The organism is Nocardia sp. NPDC127606 (genome assembly GCF_042671725.1).
Taxonomy (GTDB): domain Bacteria; phylum Actinomycetota; class Actinomycetes; order Mycobacteriales; family Mycobacteriaceae; genus Nocardia.
Genome location: NZ_JBHXWQ010000003.1, coordinates 889,411 through 909,956 on the forward strand (window position 1 = coordinate 889,411; position 20,546 = coordinate 909,956).

Consider the following 20,546-nt stretch of genomic DNA (forward strand, 5'->3'; position numbering starts at 1 on the left):
TTCAGTCCTCGCTCAGTGGGGCCTTGGCGGCCAGGGCGATCGCCTCGCCGACCGTGCCGGACGTGGCCGCGACGTAGACGACGTCGTCGGCCTGGACGATCGTCTTGGATTCGGGCAACAGGCCCTGGCCGAAGCGCAGGATGAACGCCACCCGCACCTGCAGGTCGCGTTCCAGATCGCGCACCGTGCGACCGGACCAGTCCTCGTGCAGGGTCAGCTGGGTCACCGCGACCGCGCCGGTGGGGTCGCGCCAGGTGGTCGTCGAGTTGTCGCCGATGAGGGTGCGCAGGAACCGATCGGTGGTCCACGGCACGGTCGCGATGGTCGGGATGCCGAGTCGTTCGTACACTTCGGCGCGCTTGGCGTCGTAGATGCGGGCCACGACACGTTCGACGCCGAACATCTCTCTGGCCACTCGCGCCGAGATGATGTTGGAGTTGTCACCGGAGCTCACCGCGGCGAAGGCGTCGGCGCGCTCGATCCCCGCGCGGGTCAGCACCTCACGGTCGAAGCCGACGCCGATCACCTCTTGCCCGGTGAAGCCCTCGCCGAGGCGGCGGAAGGCGGTGGGATCCCGGTCGATGACCGTGACCTCGTGACCCACCCGGGTCAGCGCACGCGCCAGTGACGAGCCGACACGCCCGCACCCCATGATCACTACGTACACCGTGCACCCTCGTTCCTTGCCTACCCGTGGCGTCCGGCAAGGACCGTACCCGCCGGATGCTCCCATCGCCCATTTTCCCCGCGCCGACGCGGGGCAAACAATCCGGACATCGCCGTGACGCCGATGAACGTGCGCGCGAAGGTGCTGGTGAACTCCTCTATGCTCAGCCCGGTGTCCAAGTTGACGACGGCAGCCAAGCGTGTGCTGCTGGGCAGGCCGTTCCGTAGCGATTCGCTCGGCCACACGTTGTTGCCCAAGCGTATCGCTCTTCCGGTCTTCGCATCCGACGCGATGTCGTCGGTGGCCTATGCCCCGGAGGAAATCTTCCTGGTGCTGTCGGCGGCGGGCATCTCGGCCTACGTGTACGCGCCGTGGGTCGGTCTCGCCGTAGCCCTGGTGATGGCGGTGGTCGTCGCCAGCTACCGGCAGAACGTGCACGCCTACCCGTCGGGCGGTGGTGACTACGAGGTCGCGACCAAGAACATCGGACCCAACGCCGGTCTGACGGTCGGCAGCGCGCTGCTGGTCGACTACGTGCTCACCGTCGCGGTGTCGATCTCCTCGGCGGCGTCGAACATCGGTTCCGCCGTTCCGTTCGTGGCCACCCACAAGGTGTTGTTCGCGGTGGTGGCGATCGCGATCCTGACCGCGATCAACCTGCGAGGCGTGCGCGAATCCGGTACGGCGTTCGCGATTCCGACCTACGCGTTCATCGTCGGCATGGTCGTGATGCTGGCCTGGGGCCTGTTCCGTACCTATGTGCTCGGCGACGACATCCAGGCCGAGTCCGCCGGTTTCGGGCTCAACGCCGAAGACGAGCACCTCTACGGCCTGGCCTTCGCCTTCCTGATCGCGCGTGCCTTCTCCTCCGGCTGTGCGGCGCTCACCGGCGTCGAGGCCATCAGCAACGGTGTGCCCGCGTTCCGTAAACCCAAGTCGCGCAATGCCGCGACCACCCTGCTGCTGCTGGGTTCCATCGCGATCGTGCTGCTGATGGGCATCATCATCCTGGCCCAGAAGATCCGCGTCGTGTACGCGCACGACCCCGCGCACCTGGTCGGCGCACCCGCCGATTATCACCAGAAGACCCTGATCGCGCAGATCGCCGAAGCGGTGTTCCACGGCTTCCCGATCGGCTTCTTCTTCATCACCATCGTCACCGCGCTGATCCTGGTGCTGGCCGCCAACACCGCGTTCAACGGTTTCCCCGTACTCGGTTCGATCCTGGCCCAGGACCGCTACCTGCCCCGTCAGCTGCACACCCGCGGCGACCGGCTCGCGTTCTCCAACGGCATCCTGTTCCTGTCGGGTGCCGCGATCGCGTTCGTGGTGTTCTTCGGCGCCGAAGTGACCAAGCTGATCCAGCTCTACATCGTGGGTGTGTTCGTCTCGTTCGTGCTGAGCCAGACCGGCATGCTGCGGCACTGGACGCGCCTGCTGCGCACCGAGACCGATCCCGCGCAGCGCAGGCAGATGAAGCGGTCCCGGGTGATCAACGCGATCGGTCTGACCGCGACGGGCGCCGTGCTGATGATCGTGCTGGTCACCAAGTTCTTCGCCGGCGCCTGGATCGCGATCCTCACGATGGTGGCGATCTTCGTGGTGATGAAGCTCATCCGCAAGCACTACGACTCGGTCTCGCGCGAACTCGACGAATCCGACTGGGACGGCGTGCTGCCCAGCCGCACCCACTCGCTGGTCCTGGTGTCCAAGCTGCATCTGCCCACGCGCCGTGCGCTGGCCTTCGCGCGCGCCACCCGCCCGGACACCCTGGAGGCGGTGACGGTCAACGTCGACGACGCCGACACCCGCAAGCTGGTGCGCGAATGGGAGAACAGCGAGATCAACGTGCCGTTGAAGGTGATCGAATCGCCCTATCGCGAGATCACCAAGCCGGTGCTCGACTACGTCAAGCGGGTGCGCAAGGACGCCCCGCGCGACGTGGTCACCGTCTTCATTCCCGAATACGTGGTCGGCCACTGGTGGGAGCAGGTCCTGCACAACCAGTCCGCACTGCGGTTGAAGGGCAGGTTGCTGTTCGAGCCCGGTGTAATGGTGACGAGCGTGCCGTGGCAGCTCAGTTCCTCCACCAGGGCCAAGCAGACAGCCGATGTGAACGCACCGGGTTCGGTGCGTCGAGGTTTCGAACGACCAGGACGTCGCGAATGAGCGGCGCGCCGGTCGAGGGTGAGAGTGGGTGTGGCCGTGAGTGATTGGAGCGGACAAGAATTCGAGGTGCGTCTCGGGGCGCCCGGGCACGGTGGGTTCATCGTCGGGCGCCACGAGGGCCGGGTCGTGTTCGTGCGACACGGACTGCCCGGTGAGCTGGTGCGGGCGCGGGTGACCGAGGATCGCGGCGGGTCGTTCTGCCGGGCCGACGCGGTCGAGATCATCGAGGCGTCCCCGGACCGGGTGCCCGCGACCTGTCCGGTGTCCGGGCCGGGCGGCGCGGGGTGCTGCGACTTCTCCTTCGCGACGCCCGCGGCGCAGCGCGCGCTCAAGGCCACGGTGGTGGAAGAGCAGTTGCGTCGGTTGGCCAAGATCGAGCGTGAGGTGACGGTCGAGCCGATCGCCGGTGACTCCGGTGAGGTCACCGGTGGTTGGCGCACGCGGGTGCGGTTGGTCGTGGACGGCGCCGGTCACGCGGGCGTACACCGTTACCGCAGCACCGAGGTGATCGCGGATCTGCGCTGTCCGCAGCCTGTCGCCGGTGCGCTCGACGGTGTCGCGGATCGGTTGTGGACGCCGGGGGCCGATCTGGTGGTCGCGATCGACGGTGACGGTGTGCGTCATATCGTGGAACTGGCCGAGACTCCCGCTTCCGGTCCCGCCGGTCGTCCCGAGACCCCGCGTGGCGCGAGCCGCGGTCGGGGACAGCGTCCGGGGCGTCGTCGTGAGTCGTCGCCGCCGGTGGCTGATGAGCGTGGGGCCATCCGGGACCGGGCGGCTTCGCGGAAGTCGGCGATGAACGCGCCGCGTGAGGAGTGTGTGGTCGAGGGCTCGGGTCGCGTCGTCGAGTATGTGGCGGGGCGGCGTTGGGAGCTGTCAGCGACGGGATTCTGGCAGGCGCATCGTGGTGCGGCGCAATGCTATTCGGATCTGATCGCCGAGTGGTCGGGGCTCGCTCCCGGCGGTTCCGGGTGGGATCTCTACGCCGGTGTGGGTGTGTTCGCCGCCCGCTTGGCCGAGCAGGTGGGGCAGACCGGTGCGGTGACCGGTGTCGAATCCGCGCGTTCGGCCGTGGTCGACGGGGTGGGGGCGCTGGGGGATCTGCCCTGGTTGGAATTGCGTAGTGAGCGGGTCGAGCCATGGGCTCGAAGTGCTTCCGGTAGGCCGGATGTCGTGGTGCTCGATCCGCCGCGGGCGGGGGCGGGCAAGGATGTCGTCGCCGCTGTCGCCGATGCCGATCCTCGCCGGATTGTTCACATCGGTTGTGACCCGGCGGCTTTCGCTCGTGATCTGGGGTTGTACCTGGACGCCGGTTACCACCTGGCGGAGCTGCGGGCCTTCGACGCGTTCCCGGCGACGCACCATGTCGAATGCGTGGCGCTGCTCGACCGCTGAGTGTTCGGTGGTCCCGAACGATTTCACCGATAGAAAGAGAGAGTTCGCGCTACATTGTCTCAATGGTGGACGTGAACGACTCACGCCGGTTCGTGGTCATCGGGGGTGGGCTGGCCGGGCTGGCCGCCGCTGTGTGGCTGGCGGAAGCCGGTGAACAGGTGACTCTGCTGGAGCGGCGAGGTCGGCTCGGCGGCCGCACACAGGCGATGCGGGTTGCCGAGGTGGACGACCTTGCCGACAACGGCCAGCACGTGGTGGCCAGCGGGTACCGCAGTCTGTGGCGGTATCTGGAGAGCGTGGGCACGCTGCAGCACGTGGAGTTCCCCGGCGCCGGGAGTCTGCGCTGGCCCGGTGGTCGCGCAGTCATGTTGCACACCAAGGGTTTCGGAGCCGTGCGCACGCTGATGGGCGCGCATCCCGACGCGGGACCGCTGGAGCGGCTGCGTGCGCTGCGTTCGGCGCTGACGTTGGTTCGGCAGGCGCTGTGGCAGCCGGCGTACCTCGCCGACATCACCACCGACGAGTGGTTCCGGCGTCTGGCGATGCCGGCGAAAGCGCGGGAGGCCCTGTGGGATTGGCTCGCGCTCGGCATCGCCGCGGAACCGGTGGACAGGGAGTCGGCGAAGGTGTTCGCCGATGTGCTGGCCACCGGGGTCCGGATCGGGATGCGGACCCGGACGGGCGTGACGATCGGCTATCCCACCGTGGATCTGGACACTCTCTACGTCGCCGGCGCCGAGAAGGTCTTCGAACGTCACGGGGTCGACGTGCGCTACCGGGCGGTGGCCCGCAAGATCGTCATCGTCGACGGTGCGGCGACCGGGGTGCAGCTGGCGGACGGCTCGGTGGTCGAGGCCGACGCGGTGATCTGCGCGGTCCCGAACTCCGGCATCGGCGGGCTCCTCGACGACCTGCCCGAACATGCCGAAATCTACGCTGCCGCGGACAAACTGGGCTTCACTCCGATCGTGAGCACGAACCTGTACCTGGACCGGCCGCTGAAGACCAAGTCGGCCATGGAGGCGCTGATCGGCGGCACCGGAGTGATCGATCAGGTCTTCGACCGGCAGCGCATGCACCAGCGCGCGCCCGAGGGCACCTGGCTGTACTGCCTGACCACCAGCGGCGCCTACGAGCAGATCCACAAGAGCAACAGCGAGATCGTCGCCGAGCAAATGGATCTCCTCCGCCGCTACTACCCGGAAGCCGCCGACGCTCAGGTCGTCACCGGCCATGTGGTGAAGATGCCGAAGGCGACCTTTTCCCAGGTTCTCGGCACCGACAACCTGCGCCCCGACCAGCGCACCTCGGTCCCGAACCTGATGCTGGCCGGCGACTGGACCCGCACGGACTGGTGCGCCACGATGGAAAGCGCCGTCCAGAGCGCCGAACGCGCCGTCGAAGCGCTGCTCGCGCAGCCGAGTAGACCGGCTGCCGGATCGCGCTAGTCGAGGGCCCAGGTCACGCGGACGCACGCTCCGACTTCGGTTTCGCCGGGGACCACGGGAACGGGGGAGCTGGCTCGGGCCATCAGCATGGGGGAGGAGTCCATCTCCGCGCTGATGTCGTAGGCGCGCGAGGTCGGGGGTGAAGTGTCCTCGGTGATCTGGAGGACGGCGCCCAGGCTCACTCCGGCGCGGGTCGCGTACTGCTCGGCTTTCGCCTTCGCGTCGTCGTAGGCCGCGTCGCGGGCTTGCTCGAGCAGGGGGGCCGGGTCGGCGATGCCTCGGGTGAGGCCGCCGAGGCGGACGTCGTCGCCGCCCGCGTTCACCGCGGCGGCGACCGTTTCGGCGGGGTCGGTGCCGGTGCCTTCGCGCAACGACACACTGAGGCCGGTGGAGGCCAGGTAGCCGGCGATCTCGTTGCGCCCGTTGTCGGTGTAGACGGTCTCGGTGCGCACGCTCAGGCCACTGGTCGCCATGTCCGCGTCACTCACTCCGGCGGTTCGCAGCGCCGTGACGACCGCGCTCACCCGGTCACCGGCACGCCCGTAGGCCCCGGCGACGGTGTCGGCTCGCGATTCCACCGACAACGTCAACCGGATCAGATCGGGGACCGCGCGCACCACGCCGCGCCCGAAGGTGGTCGTGCTCGCCTGCCAGGACTTCTTGCTCACCGCGTACTCCTGTCGGTCGAAGGCTGCTGTGCTGCTCAACGTCTCGCGCCCGGACCGAGTTCCGCCGGACGGTCAGTAGTTCTCGGCGTTGCCCGAGATGGTGCGGACGGTGGCTTCCATCTGCGCGTACGCCCCGGCCGCGAGCCGTTGCAGCAGGGCGAGTTTCAGTTGCGGGTGCTGCTCGGCGAGCTCGTCGAACACGGCCGCACTCATCACCGCCACCCGCAGCCCGGTCTCGGCGACGATGTCGTTGACGAACTTCTCGCCGGTCAACATCGGGATCTCGCCGAACGACATCCCCGACGACAACGTCACCAACCGGTGCACCCGCCCGTCGGTGCCCGCGAAGGTGGCCCGCACCCGCCCGGCGAGAATCAGATACAGCCCGGACCGTGGCTCGCCGCGCTCGGCGATCACCTCGCCGCGGGCGAAGGTGCGGGCGACGAAATCCGCGCACAGCCGGTCCCGGTCGGCGGCCGCGAGCCCCACCAGCAGCGGATGCTCGTCGAGGTCGATCGACGTGGCGGCGCGCGTTCCCGGCGGCCGATGCCGGTCGAGCACGATGTCCTCACACCATTCGGTCGCGGTGTCGCGATCGACGAACACCCGCCCGCGCGGATCGTCGGGATCCAGACTCGACACCTCGTGACCGAGCTTGGCGTCGGGATCGACCAGCGCCACCCGGCTGCCCCGGCGCACCAGCTCGGCCTGCAACTGCTCGACCATCCCGCGGGCCACCTGGCTCACCTCGCCGACCCGGCGCAGGTCGATCACCAGCGCGTCGAGCTCGTCGGCGTTGCCCTCGATCGCGCGCACCGCCCGCTCGGCACCGGCGAACAACAGGTCGCCGTGCAGCTCGTAGACCCGCGCACGGTCACCATGGGCGGCCAGCACCTCGGCCTCCTCGGGGGTGCGGCGCAGTCGCGACGGCAGCTGCGCGACCGAGTAGTCGGCGCGGATCGCGGTGCGCGCCGATCGGGTCACGTGACAGAAGTGCAGTTCGAGCCGCCGCGACAGCTCCCGGCACGCCGAGACCCCGCGCACACTGTTGCCCTGCCCGTCCAGCCTCGGTGAATACACCGAGATCCCGAGCTGACCGGGCAGCACGGCGATGATCCCGCCGCCGACCCCGCTCTTGGCGGGCAGCCCGACCGTGGTCACCCAGTCACCGGCGGCGTTGTACATGCCGCAGGTGGTCATCACGCTGAGCACCCGTTCGGTGAGCGAGGTCGACAGCGCCCGTTCGTGTGTCTTCGGATTGACCCCGTTGTCGGCGAGCGTCGCCGCCATCACCGCCAGATCGGCGCAGGTGATCTCGATCGAGCACTGCCGGAAGTACCGGTCGACCACGTCGTCCGGATCGACGTCGATGATGCCGACCGAGCGCAACATGTACCCGATCGCCCGATTGCGGTACCCCGTGCGGGCTTCGGATTCGTAGACCGCCTCGTTCATCGTCAACTCGCGCCCGGCGAAGCGGGAGTAGCAGCGACGGACCCGCTCGAACTTGTCGGCGGCGTCGCGGCCGTCGATCAGCGAGGCCGCGGTGATGGCCCCGGAGTTGATCATCGGGTTGCTCGGGCGCTGGGTGTCGGGTTCGAGGCTGATCTCGTTGAACGGCTCGCCTGACGGCTCCACGTCGATGTGCTCGGCCACCGCGTCGAGTCCGCGATCGGCCAGCGCCAGCGCGTAGGTGAACGGCTTGGAGATGGACTGGATGGTGAACCCGATGTCGGTATCGCCGACCTGATAGACGAGTCCGTCGGCGGTCGCCAGGCACAGTCCGAACGCATCCGGTGCGACGGCGGCGAGCTCGGGGATGTAGTCGGCGGGTGCGCCGGAGGTGTCGTCGCGGCAGACCGCGTAGACCTCGTCGAGCATGCCTGCCACCACACCCGGGTCGATCGTGCGCGTCGCGCCGTGCGGTCGAGTCACAGCGTCACTGTAGGTCGCAGCGTCGGTGGGCCGGTCCTGGACGCGCGGAGGAGATTGTCCTCACAGCCCAGAACGCGGTGAGGTAAGCCTTGGTCGAACCCGATTTCCGCCCGCGTGTCCTGTTCACCGGGCCTGCGGCGGTATCGTCGTCGCGACCGTAGACCTCGCCGTGCCCGTGCTGGGAAGGGCCCGCGAGCCTGTGCCCGTCACGCGGGCAAATACACTGGGCTGATCACAATGTAGTCCGGAGGGAGCGAGTTCAGGTGGGAGTGCTGTCGCGGGTGGATTCACCCGAAGATCTGCGCCGGCTGAGCGTGCCGCAGCTGCGGGAGCTGGCGGACGAGATCCGCGAGTTCCTGGTGCAGAAGGTCGCCGCCACCGGAGGCCATCTCGGCCCCAATCTCGGGGTGGTCGAGCTGACCATCGCCTTACACCGGATCTTCGATTCGCCGGCCGATCCGTTGATCTTCGACACCGGCCACCAGGCCTACGTGCACAAGATCCTCACCGGTCGCAAGGATCGCTTCGACTCGCTGCGCAGCCGCGACGGTCTGTCGGGCTACCCGAGTCGCGCCGAGAGCGAACACGACTGGGTCGAGTCCTCGCACGCGTCTGCGGCGCTGTCCTACGTCGACGGCCTCGCGAAGGCGTTCGCGCTCACCGATCAGGACCGCACCCCGGTCGCGATCGTCGGGGACGGCGCGCTCACCGGCGGTATGTGCTGGGAGGCGCTCAACAACATCGCGGGTGCGCCCGATCGCCCGGTGGTGGTGGTGGTCAACGACAACGGTCGTTCCTATGCCCCCACGATCGGCGGACTCGCCGACCGCCTGACCGCCCTGCGTACCCAGCCTGCCTACGAGCATGCGCTCGACGCCGGGAAACGTATTTTGAAAAGTATTCCCGCCGTGGGTGATTCGGCGTATTCGATGGTCCACGCGCTCAAGGCCGGGATCAAGGACGCGGTGAGCCCGCAGGAACTGTTCTCCGATCTGGGCATGAAGTACGTCGGCCCGGTCGACGGCCACGATCTCGTCGCGCTCGAGGCGGCGATGCGGCGCGCCAAGGACTTCGGTGGTCCGGTCGTCGTGCACGTGGTCACCCGCAAGGGCAACGGTTACGAGCACGCCGAGAACCACATCGCCGACCAGATGCACGCCTGCGACCCGATCGACCCGCTCACCGGCCGCCCGCTGGCGGGCAAGAAGGCCAAGGGCTGGACCGCGGTGTTCTCCGAGGAGCTCATCGAACACGGTGCGCGCCGGGACGACATCGTCGCCATCACCGCGGCCATGCCGGGCCCCACCGGCCTGGCCGCGTTCGGTGAACGCTTCCCCGAGCGCATGTTCGACGTCGGCATCGCCGAACAGCACGGCATGGCCTCGGCCGCCGGTCTGGCGCTGGGTGGCATGCACCCGGTGGTGGCCATCTACGCCACCTTCCTCAACCGCGCGTTCGACCAGCTCCTGATGGACGTGGCACTGCTGAAGCAGCCCGTCACGGTCGTGCTGGATCGCGCGGGCGTCACCGGCCCCGACGGCGCCAGCCACAACGGGATGTGGGACTTCTCGCTGCTGGGCATCATCCCCGGCATCCGCGTCGCCGCCCCGCGCGACGGCGCCACGCTGCGGGAGGAACTGGCCGAAGCGCTCGCCGTCTCCGACGGTCCGACCGTGCTGCGGTTCCCGAAAGGCAGTGTCGCCGAGGACATCACGGCCGTGGAACGGCTCGACGGACTGGATGTGCTGCGACTGGCCGTGCCCGGTGCGGGTTCCGCGCAGTCCCAGCACGGTGACGTCCTGATCGTCGCCGTGGGCCCCTTCGCCGAGACCGCGATGAAGGTCGCCGAACTGCTGGAACCCCAAGGCATTTCGGTCACCGTCGTCGATCCGCGCTGGGTCATCCCGGTGTCGGACACCTTGGTCAAGCTCGCGGAGAACTACCGCCTTGTGGTCACCGTCGAAGACGGCGGCCTGCACGGCGGCATCGGCTCCACCGTCTCCGCCCGCCTGCGCGACGCGGGCCTGGACGTACCCACCCGCGATCTCGGTGTGCCCCAGCAATTCCTGGACCACGCCTCCCGCAACGAGATCCTCGAAGAACTCGGCCTCACCCCCGACGCCATCGCCCAGCGGATCGGCGGCTGGCTGCAATCACGCTGATCAGAGCCGGATAAGGCGCTCGGACTGCGCTGGGCCACTGTCGGCCCGTTCGAGGGCATGAACCTCGGCGGCGGCCCCGCGGGCATCCGCCACCTGATGGAGACAGTGCCTAGTGGCCGGGCCGCCGGGCGACGACGGCGAAATTCAACGGGATGCGCGGTGCGCCGTCGGGCAACGTCCACCCCTGCTCGCAGGGCACGAGATCGGCGAACGCGGGCCAGTCCATGGTGGGCAGCTCCGTCAACGCCTCGATGACGAGCCCGGCTCCGAGCAGCGCGCCGACGATCTCGCCCAGGTCGTGGCGCCACTCGTGATTGGTGGTGTGCGCGATCTGTCCCTCGGATTCCTCGGTGTAGGTACCCGAGTCCGAGTAGCTGCGAGCACCGCCACCGCCGAGATAGTCGTCGTCGATCTCCCACGGTTGGAACTGCATCGCACCCAGAATCGGATGGTCGTCGCGGATCACGAACACCCCGCCCGGTTCGAGCAGGTCATGGATCGACCTTGCCCACGCGGTGAGCTCCGGCAGCCAGACGATGGTTCCCGCACTGGTCACGATGGTATCGAAGCGCCGGTCGAGCAGTGCCGAGGCGAATCGCGCGTCTCCTTCGACCCAGGTGATCTCGCGACCGTCGGCCGCGGCGATCCGCGCGGCGTGCCGCAGCGAGTTCGGCGACAGATCCAGTCCGTGGACCTCGATCGCGCCCAGCCGCGCCCAGGACACGGTGTCCGTCCCGATGTGACACTGCAGATGCAGCAGGGATCGCCCCCGGATTCCGGATTCCGGTAGGTGCGGCGCCAGGACGGCGAGATCGTTGCGCACCACCGAGGAAATGTCGTCCGGGTCGGCCAGAAAGGCGTCGACGTCGTACATCCGCGAACGCGCGTGCACGTCGGCCCGGTCGTCCCAATTCGCGCGGTTGGCGGCGATCGCTTCGGCTTCGAGCACGGCATGACCTTTCGACGGCGGTGTGACGGCGAGGATCAACGCTAGTGGTCGAGCAACCGTCGGGTCGACTGATTTTGTGCCGCCGGACCTCTCGGCACGAGCGGGTTCTCGGCGTCGGCGCGGGTCGCCTCGCTCAGGGCGTGCGGCGGAGAGGGGAGTATTCCTGTTCGGGTCGGCCGGTGGTGCCGTAGCGGAGTTGCATGCGTAGATCGCCGGTGGTGACGAGGGCGGCGAGATAGCGCTGGGCCGTGGCCCGCGAGATTCCGATGGCGGTGGCGACCTCGCCCGCCGACATCGGGGCGGTGGCCCCGTGCACCGCTCGGAGTACGAGTTCCCTGGTGGGGGAGGCGGTGGCGGATCCCCGGTCCGGGGTGGCCGGGACGGGACGCAGCGCTTCGAGTGCCGCGTCGACATCGCGTGCGCTCACCTCGGGGGCGGCGAGGATTCTGCGGTAACGGGCGTAGCCGGCCAGGCGGGCGGCGAGGACGGTGTGATCGAACGGTTTCACCAGATACGCCAGCGCTCCCGCCGTCGAGGCGGCGCGGACCGTGGTCGATTCGGTGGCAGCGGTGAGCATCATCGCGTCGCAGTGCAATTCGCGCACCAGGTCGATGCCCGAACCGTCCGGCAGATAGACGTCGACCAAGGCGAGATCGATGGCGATCGTGGCGAGTGCCTGACGGGCGGCGGCTACGGTGTTGACGACCGCGCCGACGGCGAATCCGGGTAGCGCGCCGACGATTCCGGCATGCATGTTCGCCACCCGGAAGTCGTCATCGACCACGAGCACGGTGAAATCGGGCCGGTTCACGACACTTCTCCCTCGCTGAGCACACCGGGTAGGCGCGCGATGAACTCCGCCCCGCTCAGTTGTCCACCGGCGGCGCCGGCCGAGGCCAGCCACACATCGCCACCGGCCGCCCGAGCGACCTGCCGCGACAACGCCAACCCCACCCCGCGACCTCCGGGCACCCCGCCACCGTGTTTCGTCGAAACCCCGTCGGCGAACAGCGAATCCACCAGTTCCGGTCCGATTCCCGGACCGCTGTCGGCGACGGTGATGTGCAGCGTGGATCCCTCCTGGACCAGCTCGACCTCGACGAGTGCACCGGCCTGCGCGCCGGGCCCGTTCGTCGCGGAATCATCGCAGACGCGTGCGTCGAACTCGGCGTTCACGCCCGACCCCGTGGCGGTGGGGTCGACGACGCGCACGGCATCGATGGCATTGTCGAGCAGATTGCCCAGCACTGTCGTCACATCCACCGGCGCAACAAGATTCGCGTCCACCCAGGTGCTCGGCCCCAGTCGCAACGACACCCCGTTCTCCCTGGCATGAGCGGCCTTGGCGGCGAGAAACGCTTGCAGATACGGATCGCGCACCGCATCGATTCCCGGCATCGCGGCTCCGAGCGGCCCCGACCCGAGCAGCTCGTCGATGTATCGCGCGGCCTCGCTGGGCCGATCGCCGTGCAGCAACCCGCTGAGCAGGTGCAATCGATTGGCGAACTCGTGCCGCTGCGCCCGCAACACCGTGCTCATCGACCGCACCGCGTCCAGCTGCCGGGTCAGCGACTCCACATCGGTCCGATCGCGCACATCGAGCACCGCCCCCAGCGCACGCCCCTCACGGGTGACCGTCCTGGCGGTGACCACGACGATCCGATCACCGACCGCTGCCTGCACCGGCTGTCCGTCGGCGCTGCGAAACGCCTCGAGCACACGCGGCGTGAGCCCGATCGAATCCACCGAACGTCCACTCTCCCCGTCGATTCCGAGCAGGGCGCGCGCCTCGTCATTGATCACCGTCGTTCGCCACCCGGCATCGACCGCGACCACCCCCACTCCGATCCCGTGCAGCACCACATCCTGTTCGCGCACCAATTCGGCCAGCTCGGCGGGCTGCAGGCCCAGGGTCAACCCGTGCCACCGCCGCGCCAGCAACACCGACCCCGCGATCCCCGCGAACAGTGCGCCCAGCACCAGGACGGCGGCCCGGCGCAGATCGCTCACCAGCTGATCGCTCACCGCCTCGGTGGAGATCCCGACACTCACCTCGCCCACCACCCGATCCGAACCGGGCTCGCGCACCGGCACTTTCGCCCGTACCGAGTCGCCGAGTGTGCCGTGCTCGCGAATCACCACCTCGCGCCCTGCCAGTGCCTGCGAGGGATCCGTGCTCACCCGCTGACCCAGCCGCGCCGGGTCGGGATGCGCCAACCGCAACCCCGCGTCATCGGTGATCACCACGAACAGTGCCCCGGTCCGTAGCCGCGCCGCCTCGGCCGTCCGCTCCAGTTCCCCACTCGCGAGCTCCGCGCGGAGCAACGGCCCCGGCTCCAGCGCCGCGTACCGGGCGACCTCCTCGCGCACCACCGGATCACTGGCGACTGTGCGCGCGATGGCCAACGCCCGCTGCCCGTACTCGGCCGACAGTCGCTGATCGCTCAGATAGGCGAACACCCCGAAGGCCAGCCCCAGGATCAACGCCACCAGCGCGACCTGCAGCAACACGATCTGCGTCCGCAGCCGGACACCACGGGGGAACAGCCTCACCGGCTCAGTGTAGGCACCCCCGATGGGCGTGAGCACAATGCGCACAACGTCCGTATCGCCGCTTGCGCTGGTTGTGCGCACAAGCGCGCGCCCTGTGACCCACAACACTTACCTTGCGATAGCGGCCGCACATCACACCCAGCGGCGCCGGACACAGGAGCAGCAATGAGCAATCCACTCATCGAACTCCGGGGCGCGACGAAGCGCTTTCCCGGAACCGACGGTGGCATCCACACCGCGGTGAAGAACATCGACTTCACCGTCGCCCCCGGCGAATTCGTCGCGGTGGTCGGCCCGACCGGCTGTGGTAAGTCCACCACCCTCTCGCTGGTGTCGGGCCTCGAGCCCACCTCGGCGGGGCGCACGCTGGTGCGCGGCAAGGATGTCGACGGCATCCCCGACGGCATCGGCTACATGTTCCAGCAGGATGCCGTGCTGCCGTGGCGCAGCGTGCTCGACAATGTCGCGCTCGGCCCGCGCTTCCGCGGCGTGTCGAAGGCGCAGGCGAAGGCGAAGGCCGCCGAGTGGGTGCGCATCGTCGGGCTGGCCGGGTTCGAGGATTACTACCCGCACCAGCTCTCCGGCGGCATGCGCAAGCGCGTCGCACTGGCCCAGACCCTGGTGAACGAACCCGAGATCATGCTCATGGACGAGCCGTTCAGCGCGCTCGACGTGCAGACCCGCCAGCTCATGCAGGACGAACTGCTGCGCGTGTGGGCGGGCACCGACGCCGCGGTGATCTTCGTGACCCACGACCTCGAGGAGGCCATCGCCCTGGCCGACCGGGTCGTGGTGATGACCGCGAGCCCCGCGACCGTCTGCGGTGACTTCCGCGTCACCCTCGAACGGCCGCGCAATGTCGAAGAGGTGCGCCTCACCGAGGAATTCCGCGACCTCTACAGGGAAATCTGGGAAACGCTGCGCGATCAGGTCGAGGCGGCTCGCACGAAGGGAGCGACCCGTGTCGCTTGAGACGATGACCAAAACAGCGGCCACCGCACCGGAGGTCGAAGCCGAATCCGAGGAGCAGATCCTCGCCAGGGTCAAGGCGAAGAACCGCAAGTCCAAGCTGCGGGTGTGGGGTCTGCGGGCCGCGCTGATCGCGCTGTGGCTGGGTTCGTGGGAGCTGGTCGCCAGCGTCTGGATCGACCCGTTCTTCTACTCCAAGCCCTCCCTGATCTGGGATCGGCTGGTCGAATGGTTCACCGAGGGAACGCAGTTCGGGTCGATCTGGCTGCAGATCTTCACCACCGTGCAGGAAGCCGTGCTCGGTTTCGTGATCGGCACCGTCGCCGGCGTCGTCCTCGGCACCTTGCTCGGCCGCAGCCGCTACTGGGCCGACGTGCTCGCCCCGTTCATCAAGGCGCTCAACGCCGTTCCCCGCATCGTGCTGGCCTCGCTGTTCATCATCTGGTTCGGCCTCGGCCTGAGTTCCAAGGTCGCGACCGTGGTGGTGCTGGTGTTCTTCGCCGTGTTCTTCAACGCCTTCACCGGCGCCAGGGAAGTCGACGGCAATGTCATCAACAACGCCCGCATCCTCGGTGCGAGTAAACGCCAGATCCTCGGCTCCATCGTGCTGCCCAGCGCCACGACATGGATCCTGTCCAGCCTGCACACCGCCTTCGGGTTCGCCCTGATCGGCGCGGTTGTCGGTGAATATGCCGGTGCCAGTAAAGGTTTGGGCCTGCTGATCTCCAACGCCCAGGGCACCTTCGACGCGGCAGGCATCTACGCGGGCATGATCATCATCACCGTTGTCGCCCTGATCGCGGAATCGCTGATCGGCTTCGCGGAAGGACACCTACTGAAATGGCGCCCCTCGCAGGCACAATCGGGTCACGGGGTGTAGACGATGAGATACCGCAAACCCTTCGCCCTGGCCCTGCTCGCGATCAGTTCGCTGCTGCTGGCCACCGGCTGCCGCGATTCGCGATCGATCCCGATGGCCGACGGCAGGCCCCAGATCACCATCATGGTCGGCGGTCTGGAGAAGGTGATCTACCTGCCCGCGATGCTCGCCCAGCAGCTCGGTGCGTTCGAGGCCAACGACATCGACGTGAAACTGCTCGGTGAACAGTCCGGCGCCAGCGCCGAAACCGCGCTGCTCACCGGCGACGTCCAGGCCGTGGTCGGCTTCTACGACCACACCATCGACCTGCAGGCCAAGGATCAGTGCCTGCGAACCGTCGTCCAATTCGCCGACGTGCCAGGCGAAGTGGAGCTGGTCTCCACCGCCGACGCCGACACCATCCGCTCGCCCGCCGACTTCCGCGGCCGCAACCTCGGCGTCACCTCGCTCGGCTCGTCGACCGACTTCCTCACCCAGGCGCTGGCCGGCCAGGAGGGGCTGAGCACCTCCGACTACACCCGGGTGAAAGTCGGTGCGGGACAGACCTTCATCGCGGGCATGAACCACGACGGCATCGACGCGGGCATGACCACCGACCCCACCGTGGCGAAAATGGTCCAGTCCGGCGACGCGAAGATCCTCACCGACATGCGCAACGAGGAAGGCACCCGCGCCGCACTCGGCGGCCTGTACCCCGCCTCATCGCTGTACATGAAGTGCGACACCGTCTCCGCCCACCCGGAGATCGTCCAGAAGATGGCCAACGCCTTCGTCCAGACCCTGCGATGGATCGACACCCACAACCCCGACGAGATCGCGGCGAAGATGCCGTCCCAATACGCCGGCAGCGACCCCGCCCTGTACGCGAAATCCATCCGCGACTCGATCGGCATGTTCAACGGCGACGGCCTGATGAAACCCGAAGGCGCCCAGAACGTCCTCCGCATCCTGGGCCAATACTCGCGCAACGTGGCCCCCGTCCGGGACCGCATCGACCTCGAAGCCACCTACACCAACCAATTCGTCGAACAGGCGCACCGAACCCCGGCCCAGTAACAGCATCGACCCCTGCCGCAACTCGTGGCAGGGGTCGATGCATGTCTATCGGTAGGCGGGTTCGTTGTCCTCGCGATAGATCGCGATGGCCGATTTCATCAACCGCACCAACGACCCTCGGGCATCGCCGGTATCACCCGGTCGCGCCTCGATCACAGAGCCTCGTTCGGTGACCAGGTAGCGCCCATCCGGGAAATCCATCACGTGGAAGCCCTGTCCGGGTCGTGGCCGGTTGTCCGTCGCGGCGCCCGGATAGCCCGCCACGTAGACCAGCGTCGACCGGGCTCGACCGAAGAAGTCATCCGCCTTCTGCTGCGGCGTGCGCCGGTCGGCAGCCCACGGATCGTAGGGCGCTTCCTCGTCGAAGTCGTTGCTGTTCACCGAGAACACATCCCCGCCTGCCGCCCCTGTCTTCGGCAGCCGGGCAAGCAGCTTGTCGGGCAGCTGTTCGATCTCGAGCATGCTCATCCGGATGTCACCACCCTCGTGGTCGAGCGGCACCCGCTGCTGTTCCACCAGCACCGCCTGCTGCCCCCGCACCGCCGCGAACGACCGCAATTTCTCCCCGTCGCCATACCCGGCGAGCTCGAATCGCGCTTCCGGCTCGAGCAGAATCTGCAGCGCCGCGTCCAGCGAGTGGTCGAACATCGGCAGAATCCGCTGGGCCTCGTCCTGCCACAGCCGGTCGTAGTCGTCCACGGTCACCGCGTCCGCCTGCGTCTGCAGGGGATAGGGGAGCACATCGCGATCCGCCGCGCGCCACAGCACCGTGAACCCGAGCGCACTGAACTGCCACTGTCCCTGGCTCATGCGCCGATCACCGGCGGCACCGTCTTGGCTCGCTGATCCTCGCTGAGCCCCGTGAGTTCTTCACCGTTTTCCTGATTGATCAGATAGTCCTTCGTTCCGGATTCCTTCTCGTCATCGCCCTTCCCGCCCTTCCCGCCACCGGCACCCATACCGCCCATGCCCGACATCCCGCGGCCCGCACCGCCGGAACCAGCGCCTCCCGCACCGGCACCGCCCTTCCCCGCAGCTGCGCCACCCGGTGTGCCCGGAACGGCAGCTCCTGGAACGCCGGAACCAGGTGTCCCCGCACCGGGAGAACCTCCACCCGGCGAGCCACCGGTCCCCATCGGGGTCGTCGTCGACGCGGGAGTGGTGCCTGTCGGCGTGGTCGGCATGGTGGACTGCGGTGTCGTCGCCGCGGGCTCCGTGCTCGACGGTGTGGTGTCGTCCCCGGTGTCGTCGTCGGACGGGTCCTCCGTCGTCGGCGTCTCGGTGGTCGGCTGTTCGGTCGTGGGCTGTTCGGTGGTGGGTTGCTGTGTGGTGGGCTGTTGCGTGGTCGGCTTAGTGCCCTCGGTGTCGCCCTTGCTGCCGTCGTCGTCGCCAGGCTTCGAGCCGGTGTCCAAGGGGTTGTACGGCTGGGGGACGAGTGGAACGTCGGTGTCCGCGATCTTGATCGCCTCGTAGTAGATGCCCTTGACCACCTCCGCCCCTTCGGATTTCGCGGTATCGGCGTTGTGGCTGTCCATCTTCCAGGTGGGTCCGGGGATGTAGCTCGCGATCCCGCTGAGCGTGGAGCCTTCGTGCGGCTGGACCCGATCCTTGGCGATCTGCATGGCCGACTCGACCACCTTCACCTTCTCGGCCATCATCTGCGCCGACGACAGCAGGTTCCCCGACTTCTCGACGTAGTCCTTGATGCCCGCACCGGCACTGGCACCAGCGTTACCGGTCCACTTCTCCCCGATCGCTTTCCCGATTTCGGCGTCGTAGGTCTTGAAACCCTGTTCGAGCTTGTTACGCAGGGTTTCCCAGCGGGTGTGCAGCGTGTTGACATCGGTCATCGACATCGCGGAGACCCGCTCGTACAGGTCCGACATCTGACTCGGTTCGTCGTACGAGACGACCTGCGGTTTCTGATAGGCGCCGTCGAAATCGGTTTTCAACTCCGCCAACCGATTCCGTGCGATATGCGCGTCGGGGCTCTCGTCCGTCGAGCGGGTCGGCTTGCTGCCGTCGGCGTAATCCTTCAACGAGAGGTATGTGCTACCTCCCGGAATGGAGTTGACGACTGCCCTGCCGACGACATTGTCCAAGAATGACATTCTTAACCACCACTGGGAAGGTTGGCGCCCTGTGAAGTCAGCGCTTGCGCTTGGGCTACTTGCTGGTCTTGGTACTTGTTCACCGAGATCTCGATGGTGTCGCGGATCAGGGTGAGTACATCGATGTGCTCTTGAAAGGCCGTGTTGAAATCACGTTCGCCGCCAACAGCTTTCATGCCGAGCATCTTCGCCAATTCGTCAGCGGCTGGGAACCGGCCGAGGCCGGAAACCGTTGCAACGGACTGTAAGTCGTTCTTCAACTGGTTGAAGAGGTCGATCTGCTTGTTGCTCGCATCACGGCAACTCGTTGCGACCGAAGGATCGAGGTAAAGGCGCCCGGCCTTCGCTTCCTCGTTCAGATACTGCCAGCGGGACTTCTCATCTTCCGAAGCCACGACACCCCCTTGTATTCGAACGTTTTCATTTAGGAAAGAGTGGAACAATCGCTTCCGCGATCGGCTGTAGCCGTTCGCACGGCGGCACTGCCTTCTCTTTCACGCCGGTGGTGAGTAGATCCAGCTGTGCTAGGCCGGTAGCCGTTGAAAAGGCGATCGAGCAATCTTCATTCGCTTTGTAGTGGCTCTGCCGAAACTGCACACCGCTGCGGCCGGCGATCACGACGTCCTTGAACTCGATGTTCGTCGGCTTGGCGCGCATTTCGTCGAGTGTGTGGATTGTGGAGTACGCACCGATCCCGAATCCGGACGGGTAGTTCGCGTCATCCCAGCGACAGATCTTCCAGCCGGGCTCTTCGGCGCCGAGGATGCCAGATCGCTCCGACGCCACATCCAGCCCCAAGCTGGTCAGAGTCGAGTCAGGAATCTGGCTGCACGGATCCCACAAGGCTGCGGTAGCTGCAGCCTGGTCGGTAGTCGCACTCGGCTGCGCATTCCCACTCTCGGTGGTGGAACACCCCGCCATAGCCAGCGCCCCACACAACACAGTGGTCACCACCGCAAACCGTTGTCGCACGAGCATCCTCCGTCTTCCCAGCTCACCGAGCCACACCATCGTGACGAGCCCGCACCAACCCCACGGCCGCCCCGAATGCTCCCCGCACCCGGCCACCCCGTCGTTCCGCACAGCCTACGACACCACCCCACCCAATTCGTCTCACAGCCCCCGCCCCATGAAACCTCCGCAACTCCACCGAGTTCCGCCGCGCGAGAGTGCTGCCAACCTTCGACAACAACCCACGGCGACGCCCGACGGTGGCGAGTCACGAGGTCGAACACTGATCCTCACCGCCCCACCGCATCAACACTCAATCGGCCACTGAGATGGCACTCCTTCACACCCTTAGACGCACCGAAGCCCCTTCCGGTTCCATCGATTTCACCGCACGTACCAACCCTCTCGTATCCGCTACGCTCGGCCATTGGCACCGCGTGCCGCGGGTCTGACGTACCGGTACTTCCGGTGGTTGTGACCTGTTTGATCAGGTTCGACACCGCAGGTCGCGGGCGGAGTGTGCTCGCCGTCCTGGGGCGGCATCACACGAGGGGCGGGGCAGTAAATATGACCAGTGCAGGCGGGGAACTCAGCATCTCCCCGGACAAGATCAAAACCCACGCCACCAACGTC

General features: G+C 67.4%; 17 protein-coding genes. 7 read left to right on the forward strand and 10 right to left on the reverse strand.

Translation table 11 applies throughout. From position 1 onward, the window contains the following. Position 1 precedes the first annotated feature (1 nt). The gene (locus ACFVJ5_RS19630) at positions 2-667 is read right to left on the reverse strand and encodes a TrkA family potassium uptake protein (protein ID WP_056811222.1); all 666 of its coding nucleotides are present in this window, start codon (positions 665-667) and stop codon (positions 2-4) included. A gap of 171 nt (positions 668-838) precedes the next feature. On the opposite strand from ACFVJ5_RS19630, the gene ACFVJ5_RS19635 reads away from it, so the two are divergent. The 3 genes from ACFVJ5_RS19635 to hpnE all read left to right on the forward strand — a co-directional run bounded on the left by ACFVJ5_RS19635 (position 839) and on the right by hpnE (position 5,679). Then, entirely contained in the window at positions 839-2,836 is a 1,998-nt protein-coding gene (locus tag ACFVJ5_RS19635) for an APC family permease (RefSeq protein ID WP_379221830.1), read from the forward strand. Positions 2,837-2,872: 36 nt separating this feature from the next. Next, on the forward strand, positions 2,873-4,231 hold the full coding sequence (locus ACFVJ5_RS19640; RefSeq protein WP_379221832.1) for a class I SAM-dependent RNA methyltransferase: 1,359 nt from the start codon (positions 2,873-2,875) through the stop codon (positions 4,229-4,231). A 62-nt stretch (positions 4,232-4,293) separates the two neighbouring features. Then, positions 4,294-5,679 carry a hydroxysqualene dehydroxylase HpnE gene (gene hpnE, locus ACFVJ5_RS19645; protein WP_379221834.1) on the forward strand — a complete coding sequence of 462 codons (1,386 nt, stop codon included), beginning with the start codon at positions 4,294-4,296 and terminating at the stop codon, positions 5,677-5,679. On the opposite strand, the gene ACFVJ5_RS19650 is transcribed toward hpnE, so the two are convergent. Next, a complete protein-coding gene (locus tag ACFVJ5_RS19650; protein WP_379221836.1) occupies positions 5,676-6,386 on the reverse strand; it encodes an SIMPL domain-containing protein in 711 nt (236 codons plus the stop codon). The two genes, hpnE and ACFVJ5_RS19650, sit on opposite strands and share 4 nt — an antisense overlap. A gap of 33 nt (positions 6,387-6,419) precedes the next feature. Then, a complete protein-coding gene (gene glsA, locus ACFVJ5_RS19655; protein ID WP_379221951.1) occupies positions 6,420-8,228 on the reverse strand; it encodes a glutaminase A in 1,809 nt (602 codons plus the stop codon). 317 nt (positions 8,229-8,545) lie between these two features. Between glsA and dxs the strand changes: the two genes are divergently transcribed. Beyond that, positions 8,546-10,444 carry a 1-deoxy-D-xylulose-5-phosphate synthase gene (gene dxs / locus ACFVJ5_RS19660; RefSeq protein ID WP_379221838.1) on the forward strand — a complete coding sequence of 633 codons (1,899 nt, stop codon included), beginning with the start codon at positions 8,546-8,548 and terminating at the stop codon, positions 10,442-10,444. 109 nt (positions 10,445-10,553) lie between these two features. Here the strand turns inward: dxs and ACFVJ5_RS19665 are convergent, their stop codons facing one another. The 3 genes from ACFVJ5_RS19665 to ACFVJ5_RS19675 all read right to left on the reverse strand — a co-directional run bounded on the left by ACFVJ5_RS19665 (position 10,554) and on the right by ACFVJ5_RS19675 (position 13,946). Next, positions 10,554-11,393, reverse strand: a complete 840-nt coding sequence (locus ACFVJ5_RS19665; RefSeq protein ID WP_379221840.1) for a class I SAM-dependent methyltransferase — start codon at positions 11,391-11,393, stop codon at positions 10,554-10,556. 133 nt (positions 11,394-11,526) lie between these two features. Further along, positions 11,527-12,204: a response regulator gene (locus tag ACFVJ5_RS19670; protein ID WP_379221842.1), complete on the reverse strand. Its 678-nt coding sequence runs from the start codon at positions 12,202-12,204 to the stop codon at positions 11,527-11,529. Continuing rightward, positions 12,201-13,946: an ATP-binding protein gene (locus ACFVJ5_RS19675; RefSeq protein WP_379221844.1), complete on the reverse strand. Its 1,746-nt coding sequence runs from the start codon at positions 13,944-13,946 to the stop codon at positions 12,201-12,203. Before ACFVJ5_RS19675 ends, ACFVJ5_RS19670 begins: the two co-directional genes overlap by 4 nt. Positions 13,947-14,111: 165 nt before the next feature. On the opposite strand from ACFVJ5_RS19675, the gene ACFVJ5_RS19680 reads away from it, so the two are divergent. From ACFVJ5_RS19680 to ACFVJ5_RS19690, 3 genes are read left to right on the forward strand one after another with little or no spacing between them, the layout of a single operon-like run. After that, a complete protein-coding gene (locus tag ACFVJ5_RS19680; RefSeq protein WP_379221846.1) occupies positions 14,112-14,918 on the forward strand; it encodes an ABC transporter ATP-binding protein in 807 nt (268 codons plus the stop codon). 4 nt (positions 14,919-14,922) lie between these two features. After that, positions 14,923-15,795, forward strand: coding sequence for an ABC transporter permease (locus ACFVJ5_RS19685; RefSeq protein WP_379221848.1), 873 nt, complete (start codon positions 14,923-14,925; stop codon positions 15,793-15,795). 3 nt (positions 15,796-15,798) lie between these two features. After that, on the forward strand, positions 15,799-16,851 hold the full coding sequence (locus tag ACFVJ5_RS19690; RefSeq protein ID WP_379221850.1) for an ABC transporter substrate-binding protein: 1,053 nt from the start codon (positions 15,799-15,801) through the stop codon (positions 16,849-16,851). A gap of 45 nt (positions 16,852-16,896) precedes the next feature. Here ACFVJ5_RS19690 and ACFVJ5_RS19695 read toward each other — a convergent pair whose 3' ends face one another. Genes ACFVJ5_RS19695 through ACFVJ5_RS19710 form a run of 4 tightly spaced genes read right to left on the reverse strand, consistent with a single transcriptional unit; the run spans position 16,897 to position 19,913 of the window. Continuing rightward, positions 16,897-17,661, reverse strand: coding sequence for an ESX secretion-associated protein EspG (locus ACFVJ5_RS19695; RefSeq protein WP_379221852.1), 765 nt, complete (start codon positions 17,659-17,661; stop codon positions 16,897-16,899). Further along, complete coding sequence (locus ACFVJ5_RS19700; RefSeq protein ID WP_379221854.1) at positions 17,658-18,962, reverse strand: hypothetical protein; 1,305 nt, start codon at positions 18,960-18,962, stop codon at positions 17,658-17,660. Before ACFVJ5_RS19700 ends, ACFVJ5_RS19695 begins: the two co-directional genes overlap by 4 nt. A gap of 2 nt (positions 18,963-18,964) precedes the next feature. Beyond that, the gene (locus tag ACFVJ5_RS19705) at positions 18,965-19,357 is read right to left on the reverse strand and encodes a hypothetical protein (protein WP_379221855.1); all 393 of its coding nucleotides are present in this window, start codon (positions 19,355-19,357) and stop codon (positions 18,965-18,967) included. Positions 19,358-19,382: 25 nt separating this feature from the next. Further along, entirely contained in the window at positions 19,383-19,913 is a 531-nt protein-coding gene (locus ACFVJ5_RS19710; RefSeq protein WP_379221857.1) for a DUF3558 domain-containing protein, read from the reverse strand. Between the last annotated feature and the right edge of the window lie 633 nt (positions 19,914-20,546).

Bases quoted from the DNA above. Each gene is read 5' to 3' on its own strand.
- hpnE (WP_379221834.1), top strand. From the start codon at position 4,294: ATGGTGGACGTGAACGACTCACGCCGGTTCGTGGTCATCGGGGGTGGG.
- glsA (WP_379221951.1), bottom strand. From the start codon at position 8,228: ATGCTCGACGAGGTCTACGCGGTCTGCCGCGACGACACCTCCGGCGCA.
- ACFVJ5_RS19680 (WP_379221846.1), top strand. From the start codon at position 14,112: ATGAGCAATCCACTCATCGAACTCCGGGGCGCGACGAAGCGCTTTCCC.
- ACFVJ5_RS19685 (WP_379221848.1), top strand. From the start codon at position 14,923: ATGACCAAAACAGCGGCCACCGCACCGGAGGTCGAAGCCGAATCCGAG.
- ACFVJ5_RS19690 (WP_379221850.1), top strand. From the start codon at position 15,799: ATGAGATACCGCAAACCCTTCGCCCTGGCCCTGCTCGCGATCAGTTCG.
- ACFVJ5_RS19695 (WP_379221852.1), bottom strand. From the start codon at position 17,661: ATGAGCCAGGGACAGTGGCAGTTCAGTGCGCTCGGGTTCACGGTGCTG.
- ACFVJ5_RS19700 (WP_379221854.1), bottom strand. From the start codon at position 18,962: ATGTCATTCTTGGACAATGTCGTCGGCAGGGCAGTCGTCAACTCCATT.